We start from the raw sequence: 18796 nt of genomic DNA on the forward strand, positions 1-18796 counted from the left end.
CCTCATTTGATCCGGTGTTCATTTAATTTTCCCGCCAATCCAGACATGCTACCATATTGTCGCCCATAGTATGCCAAGAAACAGAATGCGGTCGGTCAAATATCCCACCTTGCTGATATGCTGAAACTGCATTGTGTTCCAAAATATTTGGAACAATGTATAAATACGTTCGATGAACTAACCCTTCTTGATGCAGTGCACTAAAAAGAGCCCCCCCTGCCTCTACCCAAACATCATGATAACCTAATTCCCCCAGGTGGCTGATTACCGCACCCAAGTTCATCATCCCATTCACCATCGGAATGAAATGCAAGGTACTATTGGGATAGGAAACTTCCTGATTGTGGGAATGATATACATGACAATGAGCAGCCGTTGAAAAAATACTATATTCTTTATTCAGGCTCAATTTCCTGTCAATAATTGCTACAGGCTTTTGCTGCTCCTTCTGGCCTAAACGTACATTCATTTTAGGATTATCCAGACGTACTGTTTTGGCTGTTGTAAGAATTACATCAGCCGCAGCACGCTTTTGGTGGGTAAATTCCCCACATAAGGCGTTTGATAAAATAACCCGCTCCCCTACTTCGCGACCAATTTTACCGTTTAAGGTTTGTGCTATCTTCACTGTTACCCTGGGCTTTTTTGTTAAAGTCCAATAGGCGTAACTTTTATAAAATTCATTAATTTCGTCAACAGGATAATGCGTCACCTTTATCCCATGAGCCCGTAATTTTTCTGTGGAATTGTTTTTAGCAACAACCGGATTAGGATCTAAATAAGCAAAAATAACTTCTTCTACACCATGTTGGATAATTGCATCAACGCAAGGAGGTGTTCTCCCCCAATGATTACAGGGTTCAAGAGAAATATATAGGCTAACCCCTGGCGTTTTAGGAGGGATCTGTGTTAACAATAATTGTTCTGCATGCGGTGTCCCTGCACCTCTGTGGCATGCTTGTGCTATAATAGCTCCATTTTGCACAGCAACAGCGCCAACACAAGGATTAGGGGCACAATGGCCTTGTCCAAGACGGGCCTGTTCAAGAGCTGCGAGCAAAAACTTTTTGTGCATTGTTTTAGTACCTTTCTAAAGATGCATGGTAACTGCTCTCGCATTAAATGGACGTCCTCCGAGGACAAGCCGCAGGATAACGTGAGAGGATGAGTAGTTACGATGCGTGAATGATAACAAATTATTCAATTTTTGAGTAGCCTAATGATTAAATTGAAAATTAAGAAAAACATCTGTTGGCTCATATTAGCCAGCCTTTTTGCCCAACATTCATTTGCTGAAGCCCTGTCTCCATACACCACGAATGAGCTGGAACAATTGGAAAAAGAATTCGTGCAGCAGATCAATCAATCAGAAAGTGTGGAGCGCAATCCCTTGGCAAGTCAATATATTAATCGTATTGGAAAAAATCTTGCTCATGCGGGTCATATTAAGTCACCTGATTTCTTTATAGTAAAATCAAATGAAATCAACGCTTTTGCCGGTCCAGGCGGTCATATCGGGATAAATTCGCAACTTATCTTAACTACTGAGAGCGAAAGCGAATTGGCTGGAGTAATGGCCCATGAGATCGCACACGTGCGTTTACACCACCTTTACCGGGCAATCGAACATCAAAAACAAATGCGCATTCCCATGCTGGCATCCTTGCTGGCATCTGCGGCTTTAGGGGTTATTAACCCTACAGTTGGAATGGCGGGAATGATGGGATCCCTATCCGGATTTTCCCAAGATAATATTAATTTTACCCGCTCCAAAGAAAAAGAGGCCGATAGGATTGGAATCGACATGCTAACCAAGGCAGGATTTAATCCCCATGGTATGGCTGCTTTCTTTAAAAAAATGCAGGAAAATTCACGTTATTATTATACTGCAAATGTTCCGGCCATTTTGCGGACCCACCCTTTGGACGGAGACAGGATAGCCGAAGCAGAGAACCGCACCTCCCAATTTTCTCGAAAACACTATACAGACTCTATGGATTATGCGTTAGTCAAGGAATTGATTCGCACTTCGGTGGCGCGAGAGCCTAAAACCTTACTCGAATTTTATGAACATCACTGCAACAAAAAAACCCCGGTCGAGGCGTGCCAATATGGTCATGCTCTTGCTTTAATCAATACGAATAATTTTGTAAAAGCTTCGGCAATTTTGGCTCCTTTATTAAGTCAGAATAATAATCTTTATTTTCAAATTGCTATGGCACAGACTGAAACAGGTTTATCACAACATAAAGCGGCGCTCTCCCGGCTTGAGGAAATACAGAAAAACTACCCGGACAATTATGCAGCCCTGATGTCCTACGCTCAAGGCTTATTGGCAGCCAATCAAAATGAAAAAGCTACAAGCCTGTTGCTGAAAGGAAGCAGAAAATACAAACAAGATTTGCCCTTATGCCGTGAATTAGCTCGAGCCCAGGCACAATCAAATCAAAAAGGTTACGCTTATTTTACTCAAGCCCAATGTTTACTCCTTGAAGGTCAAAAAAGAGCTGCAGTCGCCCAACTTAAAGTTGCTCGCAGCCTTGCAAGTAAGGATCCTTACCTATTGGCAAGAATCTCTGCCAAAATTGATGAAATTGTCAACTAAAATCCATCTCCTCCCACTTCCATAAATGGAGGTGGGCAATCCTTGACTAATCCGCTGCATGGATGTGAAAAAAAAATTACTTTACCTCCTCCTCAGGGAGAGAAGGTGGCAAAAGACAGTATGAATCGTACAATGAAAGGGTCAGAGAACAGGTTCAAAAAGATTAATCTCGAAAGTTCTCAAACTGTAATGGTAATTTAATATTAGAGTTTTTTAACAGGGCTATGGTTTCTTGCAAATCATCCCGTTTTTTACCGGTAACACGAACTTTATCTCCCTGAATAGACGCTTGGACCTTGGCCTTGGAATCTTTAATGCATTTCACAATTTCCTTAGCTGTGGGTTGATCTATGCCTTGTTTAAAGGTCATATTCAAGGAATAAAATTTCCCGCTGTGTACCGGCTCATCTTCCATATCGACCCCGGAAGCATCAACATTACGTTTACTGCAATGATTGCGGAACAAATCCTCCAATTGTCTAACTTGAAAATCTGATTCAGCCCGTAATGTGACTGTAAGATCTTTAAGTTCAATGCTTGATTCTACCCCACGAAAGTCAAAGCGAGTACCCATCTCACGTATCGCATTATCAACCGCATGACGTAATTCAACCATATTCGTTTCAGAGACAATATCAAAAGAAGGCATAAAGCGACTCATTTAAGTTAAAAAATATAATCTAACAAAAAACAGATTGTTACACCACATTTCTCTAGGGCAATTTCTCCTGGGTTGCATATTCCCCCAAAGAATGTTATCAAATAAATTGGTTCAAAAATATTCTATTTAGTTACCAACCGCACAAGAGCTTTCTGGTTATTCTATCTCAAGGAGTGAGAAGTATGACAAAGGACAAGAAAGAGCATTACACTGTCTATCAGCCCCAACATCAACGGAGACGATTTTGGATCCATTCAGAATCCTGTTATACCGAAGAGGAATTAGCCCAAAGGGAATGGATACTTAAGACGCGCGCCAACTCAGGAATCCATTCTGATTATTTAGTCAATCCAAGTTCCTGGTTCGCAGATGACTCCCAAGCTTTTATTAATGTATATGAACACTCATGGTTTTATTCGAATGCATATAAGACGCGCCACTCTTTAACTCGAGACGACTTTCATGTCCAACCCATTGATAGCCAACGCCTGCAATGGCCTGCTTTGTATGAATTAATGCAAAAAACGGGTGATTATTTATTATTAAGAAATCAGGAACTGCCTCCCGATCATTTAAATCAGCCTATAAATTTCTTTTTATTGGATCTCAATCATATCCTTAAAGGGATCAGCCAAAATCCAAATGCCAAACAAACCAGGGAGCAATTGGAATTTGTCACGCGTTACGTGCGTACCATCGAAAAAGGTATTTCTCCCTTTATAGGTTCGGATAGACTGTTTCTGGCTAATTTCCGCAGTACGATTGATGATGAAATCCATCCTCAACTGACCCATCGCATTGAATCCCAGTTATTGAGGGACCGTCTTGGGGATCTTTCAAAAACCATTGAACAATTATCCACTGAACGCAACCGAATATTACATTTTGCCCTTAATGCAAACCCAGTGAACCCTCATCCCTATACTTTCGCCATTGATAAACCTTCGGATTTGAAAGCATATCCCACGCAAGCGGTAAAAGAGTGCGGCAAGGGTTCAACTGAACTAGTAGAAAATCCTATGCCCGTCATGCAACTAACAGCCAGCCAGCTTAAAGATTGCCCTGATTTTCAATTGATAAATATGCAGGAGGAAGTACTCGAGCATTATGCCAAAGCAATCACCGATTTAAACCAACTCGAGCAATTTCAAAAGGTCATTACTCAGACAATGGAATTATTAGGGCAAGCAGGAGAAGTATATACAGTGTTTCAATTTAAAGAGCAGCTCTCTTTATTACTGAAACAAATTGAACAGTTTATTGATGAATCCTCTGCCCACATCGAAGAAATAATTCATGCAAACACTCAAGCTTACCATAAAGCAATTCAGGATGAACAAAATTTATCCCTTATAAAGAAATGGCTCACTTCAGAGCGGGAACTATTATCTAGGTTTATAGGGAATCAAGATACCTTAGCGCATTTTCCCTCTACAACAGCAGAGCTGGCAAAAACCAATCAAGCACTCAAACACCAGGTAAACTATGTTATTGAACATTTGAATACCCCCAAAATAAAAGGATCTGATTTCGCAACCCTTGCAGGTCAAGCGCAGGAATTAAATACATTAATGGATTCCATGCATCGTTGGATCACGTTCCAATATAAGCTTAGAGGGCTGAAACCACCTCAAAGACCGGAAAAACTGGAATTAATAACCCTACCCAATCTCCAAGAAAAACAGCCGCACCAGCCGCGATTACGCCCCACATTTTTCCAATGCGATAGGAAATTGTCTGATGTTAACGAACATCACCTGCCTAACTGGTCTTATGAAACACCTGTATACCGGCTTCCGACAGAACAACCAAGAGCTCTATCTTCCTATGCAGAAAACCAGAATATGCCTTTATGCAGCCCCCGGATAAATGAGACCAATCCTGCAGGTTTTTATTTAGCTTTTTTTATTATAATTCCCATAGGCCTTATTGCGCTTTATTTTCTGTATCACTCCTTTAAGAAATCCGAAACTCAAGTGAAGATATTGGGAAGCAAGGAAGAGTATGATGAAATTAAAACGAAATTGGATGATTTCATTGCTAAAATTCCCAAAAACAGGAAAGACCTAGAATTAGAACATCAATTGGAAGATTTTATTGAAACATACAAAAACTTAACGGAACAAGCCAACAAAGGTATTTATGATATAGAAGAATTAAATGAACTCTATGCAGACATCGAACATTTTTATAAGGATTATTATCCAGAATCAATTTCCCTCACAAATTAACATGCACCTTTAAGCCGATAGACTTTTCGGCTTAAATCAGTTGTGAATTTTCCAAAAAATTACGACAATAAAATACAGTTTGACGTATTAGAACTATAATAAACATATTTAACAATTCAATTTGCACTCTATCTTTGCCAATGAAGAGCATTTAAATACGGATGTAGAGAGTTTTTGTGAAATCATTTAAAAGTAATTTTCAATCCTTGTTCAATTTGGCTGTCCCACTGGTCTTGACGGGATTATTGCAATCCTCGGTTTACTTTTTTGTCACTGTTTTCCTGGCTCATGTAAGTCAACATGCATTAGCGGCAGGTTCCCTGGTGGCTTGGTTATTTGCAACATTTAACGTCATAATTATTGGGATTTTAAATTCAATTAATATTCTGGTAGCTCACCGATATGGGGCTAAAGACCACCATGGGATTTGTTTGGTGTTCAGGGATGGATTTTGGTTAGCCTTCATTTTAACCATTCCCACCTGGTATTTCTTTTGGCATTTTGCCCCCCTTCTCGTATATTTTGGGCAAGATCAAGCTTTAGTTAAACTGACTGAATCTTATTTACATGCTCTTACCTGGGGCCTGCTCGCCAATTTTATCTCTGTGGTCCTCATGGAGTTTGTCATAGGACTTGGTAAAACGCGCTTGGCATTAGTCTTCAGTATGCTGAATGTTTCCTTGAATATTTTGTTCAGTTTTGTACTTATTTTTGGAAAATTTGGGTTTCCTGCTCTGGGAGTTGCTGGTGCAGGTTGGGGCACAACTATAGGTTCATGGATAACTGGGCTTACGTTCTGTTGGTATATTTTTACAAATAAAAATTATAAGCCATACACTCAGCTTCTCTTTACTTACGTAAAACCTTTTTACCAGATTGAGCTGCTCAAAATCGGCACCCCATTAGGGATTATGTATTGTGTTGAAGTTGGCTTTTTCTTTGCTCTGATTTTAGTAATGGGATCACTCGGAAGCCAAATGTTAGCGGCCAATCAAATTGCATTACAATATTTGTGTATTTTAATATCCATTATTTTCTCCATAGCCCAGGCCATCACGGTTCGCGTGGGGCATTTACTAGGAGAAGGTGATCTGGTTACCGCGAAGCATGCGGGTCTTATTGGGACATTTACTTCAGTTATTTTTATGTTTTGTGCGGCACTAGTTTACTGGTTTTTCCCTAAAATACTTATTGGAATTGATTTTGACATCCAGGAACCAGGTAATCAAATGGTATTGCATTTTGCCATTCAACTTTTGGCAGTAAGTGCCATTTTTCAAATATTCGAATCAGCACGCATATCGCTATTTGGGGCTTTACGGGCTTTAAAAGATACGCGTTACACCTTATTCATTTCCATTCTCAGTTTTTGGGGAATTGCTTTACCTTTAGGCTATCTGTTTGCAATCCCTATGGGATGGGGAGGAGTTGGTCTTTGGTGGGGCATGTCATTGGCTGCTTTTATAAGTGTGTTACTGCTCTATTGGCGGTTTAATTTCAAGATTCGCCATTACCGCACCACTACATAACAACTAGTGCTAGATTAACTCTGGGGATTTCAAATTTAAAACTGTTACAACCATTTTAATTTCGGGTAAAAAGAACCCGGATTCAAATTAGCCGGGTGTTGAAGTTTATGATCTTCTATCAGTGGAAATAAACTTGATACAACAAGAACAGGCCGATGACTAATGAGATTACTCCCGTAGTGATCAATACTCCCGTTTTATCCATTATATTATTCCAAATTTTATAGACAGTATCCGGAAAATAGAGCCTGAACAAGCCCCCAATCAGGGTAAGCCAGGCAAATAGAGTAACAATAACAGGCCAATCCATGACCCATATGTTATGACTAATAACCATTAATAATCCGATTATTAATGTGATAACACCCACAACAAACATGACAGCGCGTTGTCCCATTAATTCTTTTGTGGCATTGACTATAATTTCACGTCGTGTCAGCAAAAGCAGACTCACTATTACCAAATACCAACCTAAGACCGCAGCTAAAAAATTGGTATACATGACAATCTCCTCAAATAACCTCCCCCATTTAAATTATAGTTCAATTTACCCCTCTCTAACGTGGTGAATTGGCTAAAAATAGCTAAACTTATATATATGATGTTTGGATCAAAGGATTCTCAAATGAGCACGCAATTTACCGCAAATGTTTACTGCAAAGAAGAAAGAATCGCGACCCAAACCGGAAATGATATCGATAAGCTTTACGCTTGGATGTTAATTCAAGTCAACGACAACTTTAATGAAATTCGTGGTGAAATTGTTGATAATAAAACCAATAAAATTGTCCGGACATTTCGCAAAGCACCTATAGAATAAATCAACCTATCTGCTTTTTTGCATTCGAACTTGAACAAAAATAGCATGAATCGGTAAAGAATTGTTGACTAAGATAAGAAAGTACTTAAAATAAACCCCTTTTCTCCTGAATTAAGGACAATCATGGGTGCAAGCGAAAAATCATCTTCCTTTAATTTGTTTTGGTTACTGAACTACATTTCCATTGCATCGGTTTCCGCTGCGATTATCACCCCTGCTTTGCCAAAAATTCAAAATGAGTACGCATTAAGGCCAGGAGTTATTGAATGGATAGTCTCTGCATTTTTAATAGGATATGTAGTTGGCCAACTGATCTATGCCCCACTTGCTAATCGATTCGGTCGTTTAAAAGCACTGCGTACCGGACTTATAATTAACTTGTTTGGCATTGCCCTTTGTTTGCTGGCCTTGTTACAGGGAAGCTATTGGTTGCTTGTAGGGGGACGGTTGATTACCGCCCTGGGTGCAGCCAGCGGACTTGCCTGTACATTCATGTTGATCAATGAATGGTTACCTGAAAACCAACGCAAAACGGCTATGGCCTACTCGGTTTTATCCTTTGCATTGGGAATTGGGATTGCTGTAGTAATTGGCGGACTAATTACAGAATATTTGCACTGGCAAGTCTGTTTTTGGATCTTGCTTGTGCATGGTTTCATTATGCTTTGGGGAACTTGTGTATTTAGCGAAACATTAGTTCATCCCAAATCGATTCATGTTATGGCAATTATTCGGGATTATTCTGCCGCCCTGGCTTCTGCAAAGCTGGTTATTTTTTCATTGGTTGTGGGCTGTTGTTCTGTAATCTCCTACTGTTTTTCTGCTGCGGGGCCTCAAATCGCAGAGGAACTGCTGAAACTTTCAGCTGCTGAATATGGTTATTGGAATATACTCAACATCGTGGGTATGCTGCTGGGCGGTCTGTCAGCCAAACGCTTACTCGCTCGTTTTTCAGCAAATCAACTAATTGCAACTGGTTTTTTTGGGGTTGCTTTCGGAATATTGAATTTATTCATGATGTGGCAATTAGGGAGCCAATCCTCATTATGGTTTTTCCTCATCACATGCAGCCTGTATTTATTTAGCAGTTTTCTTTTTTCAGGGGGTTCATTTATTGCGTCTAACGCACTAAAGGATAAAGCCAGTGCAGCTGCCATGATGAGCTTTGTTAACATGTGTTTTGCTACACTAAGTGTTATAGTTATGGGTTATCTGATGGTTACTCCCTTATTAAGTTTTATTATTATTTTAGGCAGTGTCTGGTTACTTGTTATTGGACTTTTTTTGTTGCAAGTTCTAAAGGTGAAAAGCGCGTTGCTGCTATCTGGAGGCATGGATTAAATATCTAACTCTTAACAAAGATTCGGAGACACTTCATGTCACGTGACGATATACCCCAATCGTTGCAAAATTTCTTGGATATGACTAATACAAGACCTGCCATCCCCCTCATACCCGAGGAGGTGCGCGATCTTGCAGAAAAAACAGCTGAGGCTTTTGCACTACCCAAAGTTTTTTTGCCTCTAACCAGTAATCTGAAACTGCACCTGCCTGATCGGGAAATCCCAGTCCGAATCTATCACCCTGCCCCTCAAAAAAAATTACCTTTGATGATTTATTTTCATGGGGGGGGACATTTGTCGGGAAGTATCGATACCCATGACGCACTTTGTCGACGGATAGCAGCAACCGGTCAATCGGCAGTGCTTTCTGTTGGTTATCGTTTGGCCCCCGAGTTTCCGTATCCCGCCGGTTTACAAGATTGTATTGCGGTTTTCCAGCATAAAAATGAGATACTTAAAGAATTTCAAGTCAATACTGAACATGTGTTCCTGGCAAGTGATAGTGCGGGAGGAAATTTAGCTCTTTCCGTTTGCCACCAGATAAAAGAGCATGGGGATGAGACGATTAAAGGATTAGTGTTAATTTATCCTTCAGTTGATTTTTCGATGAACTATGATTCTTATCAGCGTAATGGTACAGGTTTTTTACTGACCCGAGACAAGGTGCAATGGTATTTTGACAATTATTTTATCCAGGGCGGCGATCGCTTCCTGGCCTCCCCAATGTATTTTCATCATTTGGAATTATTACCGCCTTGCTATATCGCTGTGGCTGAATATGATCCTCTATGTGATGAAGCTTTAGCTTTCGCAAAAAAAATAAAAGATAAAGGGGTTTCCGTAACCCTGGAAGAATTTAAGGGAATGATACATGTGTTTGCACAACTGGAAATATTTGTTCCTGATCAGGTTTTCCAATTAATGAACTCAATAGAATATTTTATAAAAACCCATTCCCCCACAGGCTAGTCCAGGGGGGGAAGACGTGACTTCACTCTCCTCACTACCAAGTATCAAATCCTTCATATTCCTGCCAAATAAGTTGTTCATAAGTACATTCTTCTACAACAGCTAATTGCGGTCCTTCCTTTAGCCATTCAAAAAAGAGCTCAAGGCTTTGCAGTTCACCACAAGCAAAAACTTCGACACGCCCATCATCCAAATTTCTAGCCCACCCTGTAATACCCAATTTTCGCGCTTCTCTTTGCGCTGAAGCGCGATACCATACTCCCTGAACTTTTCCCGAGACATAACATCTCATGCATGCTTGGTTTGTCATAATAATTTTTATTGGTGTTTTGGATCAATAAAGTTTATCTTATTTTAAGAAAAAGGAGATAAAAAATGTCTATATGGTTTAAAGAAATTTCCCTGGAATATCTCAATCAGTTTGGAAAGAATACCATGGCTGAATTTCTGGGGATTGAATTTATTGAAATAGGGAATGATTATTTAAGAGCAACCATGCCGGTCAACGCGCGTACCCAACAGCCAATAGGTATTCTCCATGGAGGTGCCAATGTCGCCCTGGCCGAGACAGTAGCGAGTACAGCAGCAAACGCAGTTATTGATCTGAGCCAATTCTTTTGTGTTGGTTTAGAAATCAATGCCAATCATATTCGCTCTGTGAACAAAGGAGTTGTTACTGCCATAACCTCCCCCCTTCATATTGGGCGGTCTACCCACGTTTGGGAAGTAAGGATTTTCAATGAAGAAAAAAAACTGACTTGTATTTCGCGAATGACGGCTTCGGTAATTAATCACCCCAAGGAACGCGGGTGAGTAAGTCCACATTTTGACAAAGTATATGATAGAATAAACTGCCTATTATTTATTCTATTTCGTAATGAAACCCAATCAAACCCTCAAAAATCGTGGTGCCCTTAGCAATCCTGATGGACGATTTGAATCACAAACTCGCGAACATTTTGCTGATGGCTGGGATATCGAGGAAGATATTCTCCCTCCTCTGGAAACTTTTTTACTACCTGAACATTCCAAATCAGTGATCAGTCGTAATGATTCACCTGATATCGGTTTTGAACAGTCGATTAATCCCTATCGAGGATGTGAACATGGGTGTATTTATTGCTATGCACGCCCAAGCCATTCTTATGTGAATTTGTCTCCTGGAATCGATTTTGAAACCAAAATTTTCTATAAAGTAGATGCAGCAAAGCTTTTGGAAAAGGAGATCAATAAGAAAAACTATGTATGCAAGCCTATTGTTTTGGGAGCAAATACCGATCCCTACCAACCAGCTGAAGCAAAACTTGAAATTACGCGTAGCCTTTTAAAAGTATTAGCAGACCATCAACACCCTGTAATCATTATTACTAAAAATTCCCTTATAGAGCGCGATTTGGATATTTTATCAGGCATGGCAACACACAATCTGGCCAAAGTAGCAATAAGCATTACCTCTCTTTCAACTGATCTGAAACGAATTATGGAGCCCCGAACTACAGCCCCCTCAGGGAGATTGAGAGTTATAAAAAATCTAACAGAAAACCATATCCCAGTTCGGGTTATGGTTGCGCCTGTAATCCCCATGATCAATGACATTGAGCTGGAAAAAATTATGCAAGCCGCTGCCCAATCTGGGGCAAAATATGCAAATTATGTTTTAATCCGGCTGCCTCATGAAGTAAAGGATTTATTTAAAGAATGGCTTTCGACACATTTCCCTGAAAGAGCTGAACATGTAATGAGCCTCATTCGACAAATGCGTGGGGGAAAAGAATATGATGCGAAATTTGGCACTCGAATGCGTGGTGAAGGAGAGTACGCCAATCTCTTGAAAACCCGATTTCTGCTGGCGTGTAAGCGATACAGACTTAATGTTGAACCCAGTCCTGCCCTGGAAACTGGCAAGTTCTGTAAAAAAGGAAATCCTCCCTATAAACAACTCAGCTTATGGCAAGATGAATGGTAAACAGGTGCAAATAAATTCTCTTGTAATTTATGGATATATTTCAATCATCTAAGTCTATATTAAATTTTTTTGATCTTATTTTGGGCAAACTAAAAAATAAATTCTATACTTAAGCTGGGTGAAAAAAAAGTAAAAACAAAGGAGAATGTAATGAATACAAGTTCATGTATTTCAAAAGTGTTACGCACCAGTCTTTTATTAGGTTCGTTAGTTGCCTTAAGTTATACTCCTGTAGCTAGTGCTGCTCAAGGTTGCGGATATGGATTCCATAGAACAAACGGCTTTTGTGTAAAAAATAACCCAGGGAAATGGGCTACACCAGTTAGCAACAACTGCTGGCGCAATAGATGGGGACAATTACGTTGCCGATAAACGAGTACTGACATTCGTCATACCAAGCAAAGATTTATATTCCTGCGAACAATTTTACCTTGGGTTAAGGTTTTTAAACCTTCCCAAGGCATTCAGATATTTTATTTCTTTTTATTTGCATGAGGGGCGAGCTTGGACTTCTCATGGGTATGTTTTGCTTTATCAGGATGAGCAGTATGTTGCTGGTCATGACGACGTGCATCTTGTGACTCATTTTTAAATTTATCATGTTTTGACATTTACTATCTCCTTGAAGTTAAATTCCATCCCTAAAATTTAAACTTAGTTTGCCCTTCTTGAAAAAGCAAATTATGACGTATACAAATTATTCATCTGCACCTTTCCCCGCTGATTAATCATTTAGTGGTCGCAATTTTAAAACTGAGTTAAAGTATTTCAATAAAATAAATTCAAATGGATTTTTATGACTGAAGAAATGAATGAAATTTTAAGGACAATAAAACAACAAAAACCATTTGTATTAACTATTACCAATTATTTCCCCATGGGCTATGTGGCCAGTGGTATACGAAGTATTGGGGGATTTCCCATTATGTGCAGTGCCGAAGAGGAAGTTGAAGAATTACTCAGAATTTCCAAAGCGGTTGTAATCAATTTGGGTAAACTGGATAACCCTTTTGTTAAATTGAGCAACGCCATCTGCAAACTGGCAAATAAAATGAATATTCCCATTATCCTCGATCCGGTAGGGGCTGGTGCAAGCCGATATCGAACCGATATCGCAACACATTTGATCAACAAACATCAGATTTCAATTATCCGTGGGTATCCTAATGAAATTGCAAGTTTGCTGACTGGCGAACTTGTAATCCAAGGTAATAATCATTTACAGGAAGATAAATTAATTGTTGAAAATGCCAGGTCTTTATCAACTAAACACAATCTGGCTGTAGTGGTAAGTGGAAAAAGACATATAGTCGTAGATTCTGCTCAAATGGGTCAGTTTAATTTTGACTCTGCCATGGTACAAAAAGTTGCTGGAATAGGAAATTTACTCTCTGCAATTATTAGTGTATTTAATTCTGTAGTTAAAGATCCATTTTTGGCAGCGAAAAATGCAACCCACTTTTATGCCGAATGTGTTGGCCCAATATCCTCCAGTGCTTCGGGACCGGCATCCTTGATTATTGGAATTATCGACAACATTTATATTAATGCAACCAAAGCCCAACTTTTCACCTAGTGATAAGGCGGATTAGCACAGGTACTCAGGTAAATCCTTGTGTACATTGTGTTAATTTGGAACCAATATGGAAACAAATTAAACCAAAACTACTTTTCAAAGGCCATAAACGCAAATATACCCTTGTCCACAAGAACTTGAAAATTTTTCCAGGATTGACGACGAGCAATTTGAGCAAAAGTGTCAATTTCTTCAGGATGATCATCTGCACGAGGATGCTCCATGCGTGCAATAATCTCCTCGCCAGTGATTTCAGGATTACTTTCCAACATTCGCGACTCCAAAGCGTCCAGCCATTCCTCACGTGTCTGCCTCTGTTTAAGTACCCCATCCACCATGAGCAAAAAACCGTTAGGGTTTAATTTCTGTTTGCAAGTATCGATAAAACTCATTTTATCTTGCAAAGATAAATGGTGGACTGCATAACTGGTATAAATTACATCAACCGTAGCAGGTAATTTCGGGAGTGCTGAAGTCATGTTATCCACGATAAACTCTTTTTCACAATGGAGCGAAGCCATTGTGTTTTCCGCCATTTTTAAAACATCTGGTGCTGCATCTATCCCTATATATTTTTTAATGGAGGTTTCAGACAATAGGGGAGCAACGGTACTGCTGTCTCCACAACCCACATCCACGAATGAAAAAGGACGGTTTCCGAGATGGGTGGAAAGAAATTTTTTTAATGCCTGGCCCATCTCACGATGAAATAAGGTATTATTTTTCACAGCATTTCGGTAACGTTGCCAATTTTCATTAAAGTATTCACTCGCTTTAGTCATAGCTTACCTTTCACATTCAATTAAAGAAATAATAGCAAGTCTCAACTTTCAGGTATACTTTAAAAAAAGATCACCCGGATTGAACAAAAGTGAGCAAAATGATAAAATTTGCGACATTTAGTAAGTATACGGACCCAAGATGAACTATTTTTTTTCACTATTACTCTCTTTTCTTTTCTCCGCAAACTGCCTTGCCGGAACTACTTCGGAAGTGAGTTTGCGCGACAAAATTGGTCAAATGCTCCTTATTGGTTTTAACGGAAAAACAATCAATTCAAAATCATCCATAGTACAAATGATTGATAAGGATAATATTGGGGGGGTTATTCTATTTGACTACAATTATCATACAAATACTTTTGATAAAAATATTGAGAGTCCGGAGCAAGTAAGAAAATTGAATCATGATCTGCACTCTTTTGCCAAACAGAGCAATTTGCAGCATCATCGAATGCAGTTGCCCCTATTAATTTCGGTTGATTACGAAGGAGGTCAGGTAAATCGTTTAGGCAAACAATATGGATTTCCATCGACCCTGTCTGCTGCCGAAATCGGCAAAAGAGGCTTTAAAAAAGCTGAATCCTCTGCTGAATCTATGGCTCAAACATTAAAAAAAGCTGAATTTAATCTGGATTTCGCTCCAGAACTGGATGTAAACGTTAACCCAGATAATCCTGTAATTGGTAAAAAAGATCGAAGTTTTTCCAGCGATCCCCAAAAAGTCACCCATTATGCAGCTATTTATACCCATCATTTTTTAAATAAAAAAATTCAGTGTGCTTATAAACACTTCCCAGGCCATGGTAGTTCCACAAAAGACTCGCACCAGGGCTTTGTAGACGTCACTGATACCTGGCATGCTTATGAACTGGAGCCTTTTGAGCGCCTGTTTCAATCACAGGAAGTATGCGGAGTGGTTATGACAGCGCATATTGTGAATCGTCAACTCGATCCCTCAGGTCTTCCCGCAACCCTGTCCCACAAAATATTGACTGGGCTTCTACGCAATCAACTGCATTTTAAAGGCGTGATTATTACTGATGACATGCAAATGAAAGCGATTAGCGACAATTATGAGCTTGGGCAAGCTTTAGCACTTGCGATCAATGCCGGCGCGGACATGCTGATGTTTGGGAACAATTTGTCTGTACCGCAACAAAATCCTACCCAGGTCATTGATATAATCGAAGCAAAGGTCAAATCAGGCGAAATTACTCAGGAACGAATAAATGAAGCCTATCAACATATAATGGAATTAAAAAAATCATTGCGTGATTAAGTGTTTGGTAGCCAGGGACAGCGCAGCTGAAACCCGGAAATCCAGATTCCGGATTCAAGCTTAGCTTGTCCGCAATTAAAACTATTTAGCCAACACGATTAAATTGGATGGACACCTCGACATCCATACCCGGGGAAACGTTTAATTTCCCCTTCGCACTGCCCGAATCTTTTGAAAAAATTCCATTCAGGTTACCGTATTCTGTCTTTATAGTAACAACTCCGTTAACACAGACTCCCTTCAGTTTTGTTGTGTTGTGCTCGGGACATACAAGACTTCCAGAACGTTTATCCGAATTGACTTCTATACTAAAATTACCGTCCATGTCCAAAGCACTGATAGTTCCTGCTCCATTATAAACACATTCACCAATCAACCAATTGGTAGCCTTCCCTGAGCCCGACCAGTTTCCGGGAACATTTTCGCATGTATTTGCGCCAGAATAAAAAGTAAAATCAGCATGGGCAACGTGTGCCAAAGCCAATGCAGCAGCTGTAAATCCAATAAGCAATTTTAGTTTCATTTTTTTTCCTTAACGAATAGCCTGATACCAATACAAAATGTATACGACTGGTTAAATTCGAAACTTATTATTACGTTATAGAATGGCAAGTGCAATCAAAAAAATACGGGCAAAAAATAATCCCCGTCACTCTAAGGTGTTCCAACTGGCCATCCCTCATTGACAATCCTAGGCAACTTGGGTGCGAGGTGATGAGCATTCGTATACATACAAATAAATTGGCTTTGTTCGTTTATGGATTACCGGGATGATTTTTTGGTGAGATAATGTTGCCAATGATTGGCACTGGTTAAAAAACCGTTCCGCGCAGTGTTTGGTATCTCTAAAGTCCACATAAGTGATTTTCTTTATTTTTCCCTGGTTCAAGGCATTTAAAAAGGCCTCCCCCCAATATTGGTATTGATTAATATCCCCACAAGGAATTGCATACACGGAGTCATTCGGCATAAAGAAGTTTAATGCTGCAGCATTACTGAAATATCCGGTAACCAATGGTTGGCCTTTTATAATAATTTTGGGTTCCTGAATTGCTCGGTTGAGTACCGTATAGGCCCTTCCTTTTTTCAAATAATTAGCCATGGGCCATGCATTGATAATAATCATGACGATGCTAAAGGATAAAGCAAATGGATATGCCATTTTAAAAAATCTTTGGTATTGATATCGAGCAATGAGGTATCCGGTGACCAAAGCGAAATTCATTCCCAAGGGAGCAAGATAAACTACCCGTACATCTCCACCTGATATAGTCGCTGCCAACCAAAATAGCAGTCCTGAAAGTAGTACAGTGTAAATTAACTCCAGTACCGAATTATTATTAGATACTCTTGTTTTGCGATACTTAAACCACCCGAAAACAGTTAACGGCAGTAATACGGAATAATTAAGAACGAGCGCCCCTACAAGCTCAAAAAGGCAATGGGTTATTGTGGTATGATTCTGGGTTTGACTATGAAAATTTAATAAATAAGTAATCGATATCCAATTATGATTGATATTCCAGTAAATAACTGGAGAAACCAGGAGAACAATAATTAAACTACCGAGGTAAAAGTGGATGCTTTTAAACAGTTGTCGTTGTTTTGAAAATACAAGATAAATCAACAGCGCCATGACACTGACAACCGCTGTATATTTGGATAAAAGCATCGCACCTATAAATAAAGCGCACAGGTAAAGATCGGCAAGCCGTTTAAAGCAAATGTAGCGAGCAAAGGTATAAAAAGAAAGAATCGTAAATAAATTTAAGGGAGCATCATATAAAACACGAACAAAAATACTTTCCGTAGTCGTGGGTAAAGCAACCCAGATTAAAGCACTAAGCAATCCCGTTTCCCGGTCCTGCAAGAGACACCCGATCTTATATATATAATAAGCGCCTACAACCAGACATAAAAAACCAATAACATTTATGGAAAAAAAGGTATTCCCAAAAATTGCTTGGGAGATGTGGAAAAGATAGGCAATCATCGGCGGCCCATCAAAATAAGACCACGCCAGGTGTTTCCCCCAGGCATAATAATAAAAGCTGGTAATAGTAGGAACTAAGAAAAATGTTGCTAAAAACAGGAATCCCACATAAAAAACAAGGAAGGTTTTTGTTGTTTTTTCATTCCACATAAATCACCAAATTCCTTTTGCTCCAATTTGAAAATGAATGAAATTCCCATTCGGAATTCGCCGTGAATCCTGACGCACTTTCATCAGGTTCTCTATGCTTTATATTTAACTGGCCGAGATAATATCATAATAAGCATTTAATACACATCAAAACCTGTTTTGAATTGGATGCTACTTTATTTCCAGTGGATTGGGTAAAATCTCAACAACATGCGCGAGCCATTTTTTATTATCTGCGCTAATCAGGGTATTTGTACGTCCATAAATAGGAGTATTAAGGGGACAATTAATTAATGCCGCCAATGTACTATCACACTGGATTTTATAATAAGTTCGATCCCTGCTTAAAGTTCGTATCTGATAGTGCATCAGCAATTTGCCAAAAGGAATATTCGTATGGAGTACCTTTTCTATAAGGCTTTTCGGTAGTTCTTTAAAATTTATAGTAATAAACGCTATCTCGACTACTAATGCTTCTTTTTTTATTTGTGCAAAATCAGGATCGTTTCTTTCCTTATTGCCATCAACGAGCATGACAATTGACCGATGATAAGTATGGTGCTCAGGATCCTGACTCGCAAAAATTGTTTTTATAATTGCTCGCCGGCCATAATATTTTTCCAGACTTTTTGTCATTAAAGGTTGAGTTAATAACTTATCGTAAGGGCTTGGCAACTGAGCTGAGTTAACTTTTTTACCTCTTTTATTTATTTCAGCCAATTTAGAGAGCTCTGTTTGAATTTTCCCTGATTCAGGGGCGCTATTGACTGTGATGGCTTTGAGAAAAAACACCATCATCATCAGGGGGAATAAAAGAAATAGTTTTTTAACCACTTTTATCAAATACCTCATGTCATCCCGCTTTAATGTTTATCGCCCCATAAGAAGGCCA

The 18796-nt window shown here is 39.3% G+C and carries 20 protein-coding genes; 11 read left to right on the plus strand and 9 right to left on the minus strand.

The genetic code is table 11. The features are described from left to right. Positions 1–22: 22 nt before the first annotated feature. On the minus strand, positions 23–1075 hold the full coding sequence (ribD, locus tag KYQ_RS06865; protein WP_010653296.1) for a bifunctional diaminohydroxyphosphoribosylaminopyrimidine deaminase/5-amino-6-(5-phosphoribosylamino)uracil reductase RibD: 1053 nt from the start codon (positions 1073–1075) through the stop codon (positions 23–25). Positions 1076–1219: 144 nt separating this feature from the next. On the opposite strand from ribD, the gene KYQ_RS06870 reads away from it, so the two are divergent. Next, positions 1220–2605 (plus strand): M48 family metalloprotease, encoded by a 1386-nt coding sequence (locus KYQ_RS06870; RefSeq protein ID WP_010653295.1) that lies wholly within the window; start codon positions 1220–1222, stop codon positions 2603–2605. Positions 2606–2768: 163 nt separating this feature from the next. Here KYQ_RS06870 and KYQ_RS06875 read toward each other — a convergent pair whose 3' ends face one another. Beyond that, positions 2769–3254 carry a YajQ family cyclic di-GMP-binding protein gene (locus KYQ_RS06875; protein WP_010653294.1) on the minus strand — a complete coding sequence of 162 codons (486 nt, stop codon included), beginning with the start codon at positions 3252–3254 and terminating at the stop codon, positions 2769–2771. A 194-nt stretch (positions 3255–3448) separates the two neighbouring features. Here KYQ_RS06875 and KYQ_RS06880 point away from each other — a divergent pair, with 194 nt between their 5' ends. After that, positions 3449–5497 carry a hypothetical protein gene (locus KYQ_RS06880; RefSeq protein WP_010653293.1) on the plus strand — a complete coding sequence of 683 codons (2049 nt, stop codon included), beginning with the start codon at positions 3449–3451 and terminating at the stop codon, positions 5495–5497. 176 nt (positions 5498–5673) lie between these two features. Then, positions 5674–7026 (plus strand): MATE family efflux transporter, encoded by a 1353-nt coding sequence (locus KYQ_RS06885; protein WP_010653292.1) that lies wholly within the window; start codon positions 5674–5676, stop codon positions 7024–7026. A 118-nt stretch (positions 7027–7144) separates the two neighbouring features. Here the strand turns inward: KYQ_RS06885 and KYQ_RS06890 are convergent, their stop codons facing one another. Further along, positions 7145–7528: a DUF308 domain-containing protein gene (locus KYQ_RS06890; protein ID WP_010653291.1), complete on the minus strand. Its 384-nt coding sequence runs from the start codon at positions 7526–7528 to the stop codon at positions 7145–7147. 123 nt (positions 7529–7651) lie between these two features. Between KYQ_RS06890 and KYQ_RS06895 the strand changes: the two genes are divergently transcribed. The 3 genes from KYQ_RS06895 to KYQ_RS06905 all read left to right on the plus strand — a co-directional run bounded on the left by KYQ_RS06895 (position 7652) and on the right by KYQ_RS06905 (position 10158). Beyond that, positions 7652–7846 (plus strand): hypothetical protein, encoded by a 195-nt coding sequence (locus KYQ_RS06895; protein ID WP_010653290.1) that lies wholly within the window; start codon positions 7652–7654, stop codon positions 7844–7846. Positions 7847–7969: 123 nt separating this feature from the next. Then, entirely contained in the window at positions 7970–9187 is a 1218-nt protein-coding gene (locus KYQ_RS06900) for an MFS transporter (RefSeq protein WP_010653289.1), read from the plus strand. Between the two features lie 35 nt (positions 9188–9222). Next, a complete protein-coding gene (locus tag KYQ_RS06905; RefSeq protein WP_019349776.1) occupies positions 9223–10158 on the plus strand; it encodes an alpha/beta hydrolase in 936 nt (311 codons plus the stop codon). Positions 10159–10192: 34 nt separating this feature from the next. Here the strand turns inward: KYQ_RS06905 and KYQ_RS06910 are convergent, their stop codons facing one another. Beyond that, positions 10193–10468: an acylphosphatase gene (locus KYQ_RS06910; RefSeq protein ID WP_010653287.1), complete on the minus strand. Its 276-nt coding sequence runs from the start codon at positions 10466–10468 to the stop codon at positions 10193–10195. A 65-nt stretch (positions 10469–10533) separates the two neighbouring features. On the opposite strand from KYQ_RS06910, the gene KYQ_RS06915 reads away from it, so the two are divergent. The 3 genes from KYQ_RS06915 to KYQ_RS18865 all read left to right on the plus strand — a co-directional run bounded on the left by KYQ_RS06915 (position 10534) and on the right by KYQ_RS18865 (position 12496). Next, positions 10534–10971 carry a hotdog fold thioesterase gene (locus tag KYQ_RS06915; RefSeq protein ID WP_010653286.1) on the plus strand — a complete coding sequence of 146 codons (438 nt, stop codon included), beginning with the start codon at positions 10534–10536 and terminating at the stop codon, positions 10969–10971. Positions 10972–11035: 64 nt separating this feature from the next. After that, the gene (locus tag KYQ_RS06920) at positions 11036–12124 is read left to right on the plus strand and encodes a PA0069 family radical SAM protein (protein WP_010653285.1); all 1089 of its coding nucleotides are present in this window, start codon (positions 11036–11038) and stop codon (positions 12122–12124) included. A 150-nt stretch (positions 12125–12274) separates the two neighbouring features. Beyond that, complete coding sequence (locus KYQ_RS18865) at positions 12275–12496, plus strand: GCG_CRPN prefix-to-repeats domain-containing protein (RefSeq protein WP_081465857.1); 222 nt, start codon at positions 12275–12277, stop codon at positions 12494–12496. A 101-nt stretch (positions 12497–12597) separates the two neighbouring features. Here KYQ_RS18865 and KYQ_RS19310 read toward each other — a convergent pair whose 3' ends face one another. Next, entirely contained in the window at positions 12598–12735 is a 138-nt protein-coding gene (locus KYQ_RS19310) for a hypothetical protein (protein ID WP_019349777.1), read from the minus strand. A 185-nt stretch (positions 12736–12920) separates the two neighbouring features. Between KYQ_RS19310 and thiM the strand changes: the two genes are divergently transcribed. Continuing rightward, the gene (thiM, locus tag KYQ_RS06930; RefSeq protein ID WP_010653284.1) at positions 12921–13700 is read left to right on the plus strand and encodes a hydroxyethylthiazole kinase; all 780 of its coding nucleotides are present in this window, start codon (positions 12921–12923) and stop codon (positions 13698–13700) included. A gap of 89 nt (positions 13701–13789) precedes the next feature. Here thiM and KYQ_RS06935 read toward each other — a convergent pair whose 3' ends face one another. Next, a complete protein-coding gene (locus KYQ_RS06935; protein ID WP_010653283.1) occupies positions 13790–14482 on the minus strand; it encodes a class I SAM-dependent methyltransferase in 693 nt (230 codons plus the stop codon). A 139-nt stretch (positions 14483–14621) separates the two neighbouring features. Here KYQ_RS06935 and KYQ_RS06940 point away from each other — a divergent pair, with 139 nt between their 5' ends. Further along, positions 14622–15761: a glycoside hydrolase family 3 protein gene (locus tag KYQ_RS06940; protein ID WP_010653282.1), complete on the plus strand. Its 1140-nt coding sequence runs from the start codon at positions 14622–14624 to the stop codon at positions 15759–15761. Between the two features lie 85 nt (positions 15762–15846). On the opposite strand, the gene KYQ_RS06945 is transcribed toward KYQ_RS06940, so the two are convergent. From KYQ_RS06945 to KYQ_RS06955, 3 genes are all read right to left on the minus strand, one after another. Then, on the minus strand, positions 15847–16284 hold the full coding sequence (locus KYQ_RS06945; RefSeq protein ID WP_010653281.1) for a hypothetical protein: 438 nt from the start codon (positions 16282–16284) through the stop codon (positions 15847–15849). 168 nt (positions 16285–16452) lie between these two features. Then, the gene (locus tag KYQ_RS06950; protein ID WP_010653280.1) at positions 16453–17904 is read right to left on the minus strand and encodes a glycosyltransferase family 39 protein; all 1452 of its coding nucleotides are present in this window, start codon (positions 17902–17904) and stop codon (positions 16453–16455) included. Between the two features lie 171 nt (positions 17905–18075). Further along, positions 18076–18756, minus strand: a complete 681-nt coding sequence (locus KYQ_RS06955; protein WP_010653279.1) for a hypothetical protein — start codon at positions 18754–18756, stop codon at positions 18076–18078. Positions 18757–18796: the final 40 nt, after the last annotated feature.

It is taken from the genome of Fluoribacter dumoffii NY 23 (assembly GCF_000236165.1).
Taxonomy (GTDB): Bacteria; Pseudomonadota; Gammaproteobacteria; order Legionellales; family Legionellaceae; genus Legionella; species Legionella dumoffii.

Excerpts from the sequence above, each read along its gene's own strand:
- KYQ_RS06905 (WP_019349776.1), top strand. The coding sequence starts at position 9,223 with ATGTCACGTGACGATATACCCCAATCGTTGCAAAATTTCTTGGATATG.
- KYQ_RS06880 (WP_010653293.1), top strand. The coding sequence starts at position 3,449 with ATGACAAAGGACAAGAAAGAGCATTACACTGTCTATCAGCCCCAACAT.
- thiM (WP_010653284.1), top strand. The coding sequence starts at position 12,921 with ATGACTGAAGAAATGAATGAAATTTTAAGGACAATAAAACAACAAAAA.
- KYQ_RS06915 (WP_010653286.1), top strand. The coding sequence starts at position 10,534 with ATGTCTATATGGTTTAAAGAAATTTCCCTGGAATATCTCAATCAGTTT.
- KYQ_RS06935 (WP_010653283.1), bottom strand. The coding sequence starts at position 14,482 with ATGACTAAAGCGAGTGAATACTTTAATGAAAATTGGCAACGTTACCGA.
- KYQ_RS06910 (WP_010653287.1), bottom strand. The coding sequence starts at position 10,468 with ATGACAAACCAAGCATGCATGAGATGTTATGTCTCGGGAAAAGTTCAG.
- KYQ_RS06870 (WP_010653295.1), top strand. The coding sequence starts at position 1,220 with ATGATTAAATTGAAAATTAAGAAAAACATCTGTTGGCTCATATTAGCC.
- KYQ_RS18865 (WP_081465857.1), top strand. The coding sequence starts at position 12,275 with ATGAATACAAGTTCATGTATTTCAAAAGTGTTACGCACCAGTCTTTTA.
- ribD (WP_010653296.1), bottom strand. The coding sequence starts at position 1,075 with ATGCACAAAAAGTTTTTGCTCGCAGCTCTTGAACAGGCCCGTCTTGGA.
- KYQ_RS06945 (WP_010653281.1), bottom strand. The coding sequence starts at position 16,284 with ATGAAACTAAAATTGCTTATTGGATTTACAGCTGCTGCATTGGCTTTG.
- KYQ_RS06900 (WP_010653289.1), top strand. The coding sequence starts at position 7,970 with ATGGGTGCAAGCGAAAAATCATCTTCCTTTAATTTGTTTTGGTTACTG.
- KYQ_RS06875 (WP_010653294.1), bottom strand. The coding sequence starts at position 3,254 with ATGCCTTCTTTTGATATTGTCTCTGAAACGAATATGGTTGAATTACGT.
- KYQ_RS06950 (WP_010653280.1), bottom strand. The coding sequence starts at position 17,904 with ATGTGGAATGAAAAAACAACAAAAACCTTCCTTGTTTTTTATGTGGGA.
- KYQ_RS06940 (WP_010653282.1), top strand. The coding sequence starts at position 14,622 with ATGAACTATTTTTTTTCACTATTACTCTCTTTTCTTTTCTCCGCAAAC.
- KYQ_RS06920 (WP_010653285.1), top strand. The coding sequence starts at position 11,036 with ATGAAACCCAATCAAACCCTCAAAAATCGTGGTGCCCTTAGCAATCCT.
- KYQ_RS06890 (WP_010653291.1), bottom strand. The coding sequence starts at position 7,528 with ATGTATACCAATTTTTTAGCTGCGGTCTTAGGTTGGTATTTGGTAATA.
- KYQ_RS06895 (WP_010653290.1), top strand. The coding sequence starts at position 7,652 with ATGAGCACGCAATTTACCGCAAATGTTTACTGCAAAGAAGAAAGAATC.
- KYQ_RS06955 (WP_010653279.1), bottom strand. The coding sequence starts at position 18,756 with ATGAGGTATTTGATAAAAGTGGTTAAAAAACTATTTCTTTTATTCCCC.
- KYQ_RS19310 (WP_019349777.1), bottom strand. The coding sequence starts at position 12,735 with ATGTCAAAACATGATAAATTTAAAAATGAGTCACAAGATGCACGTCGT.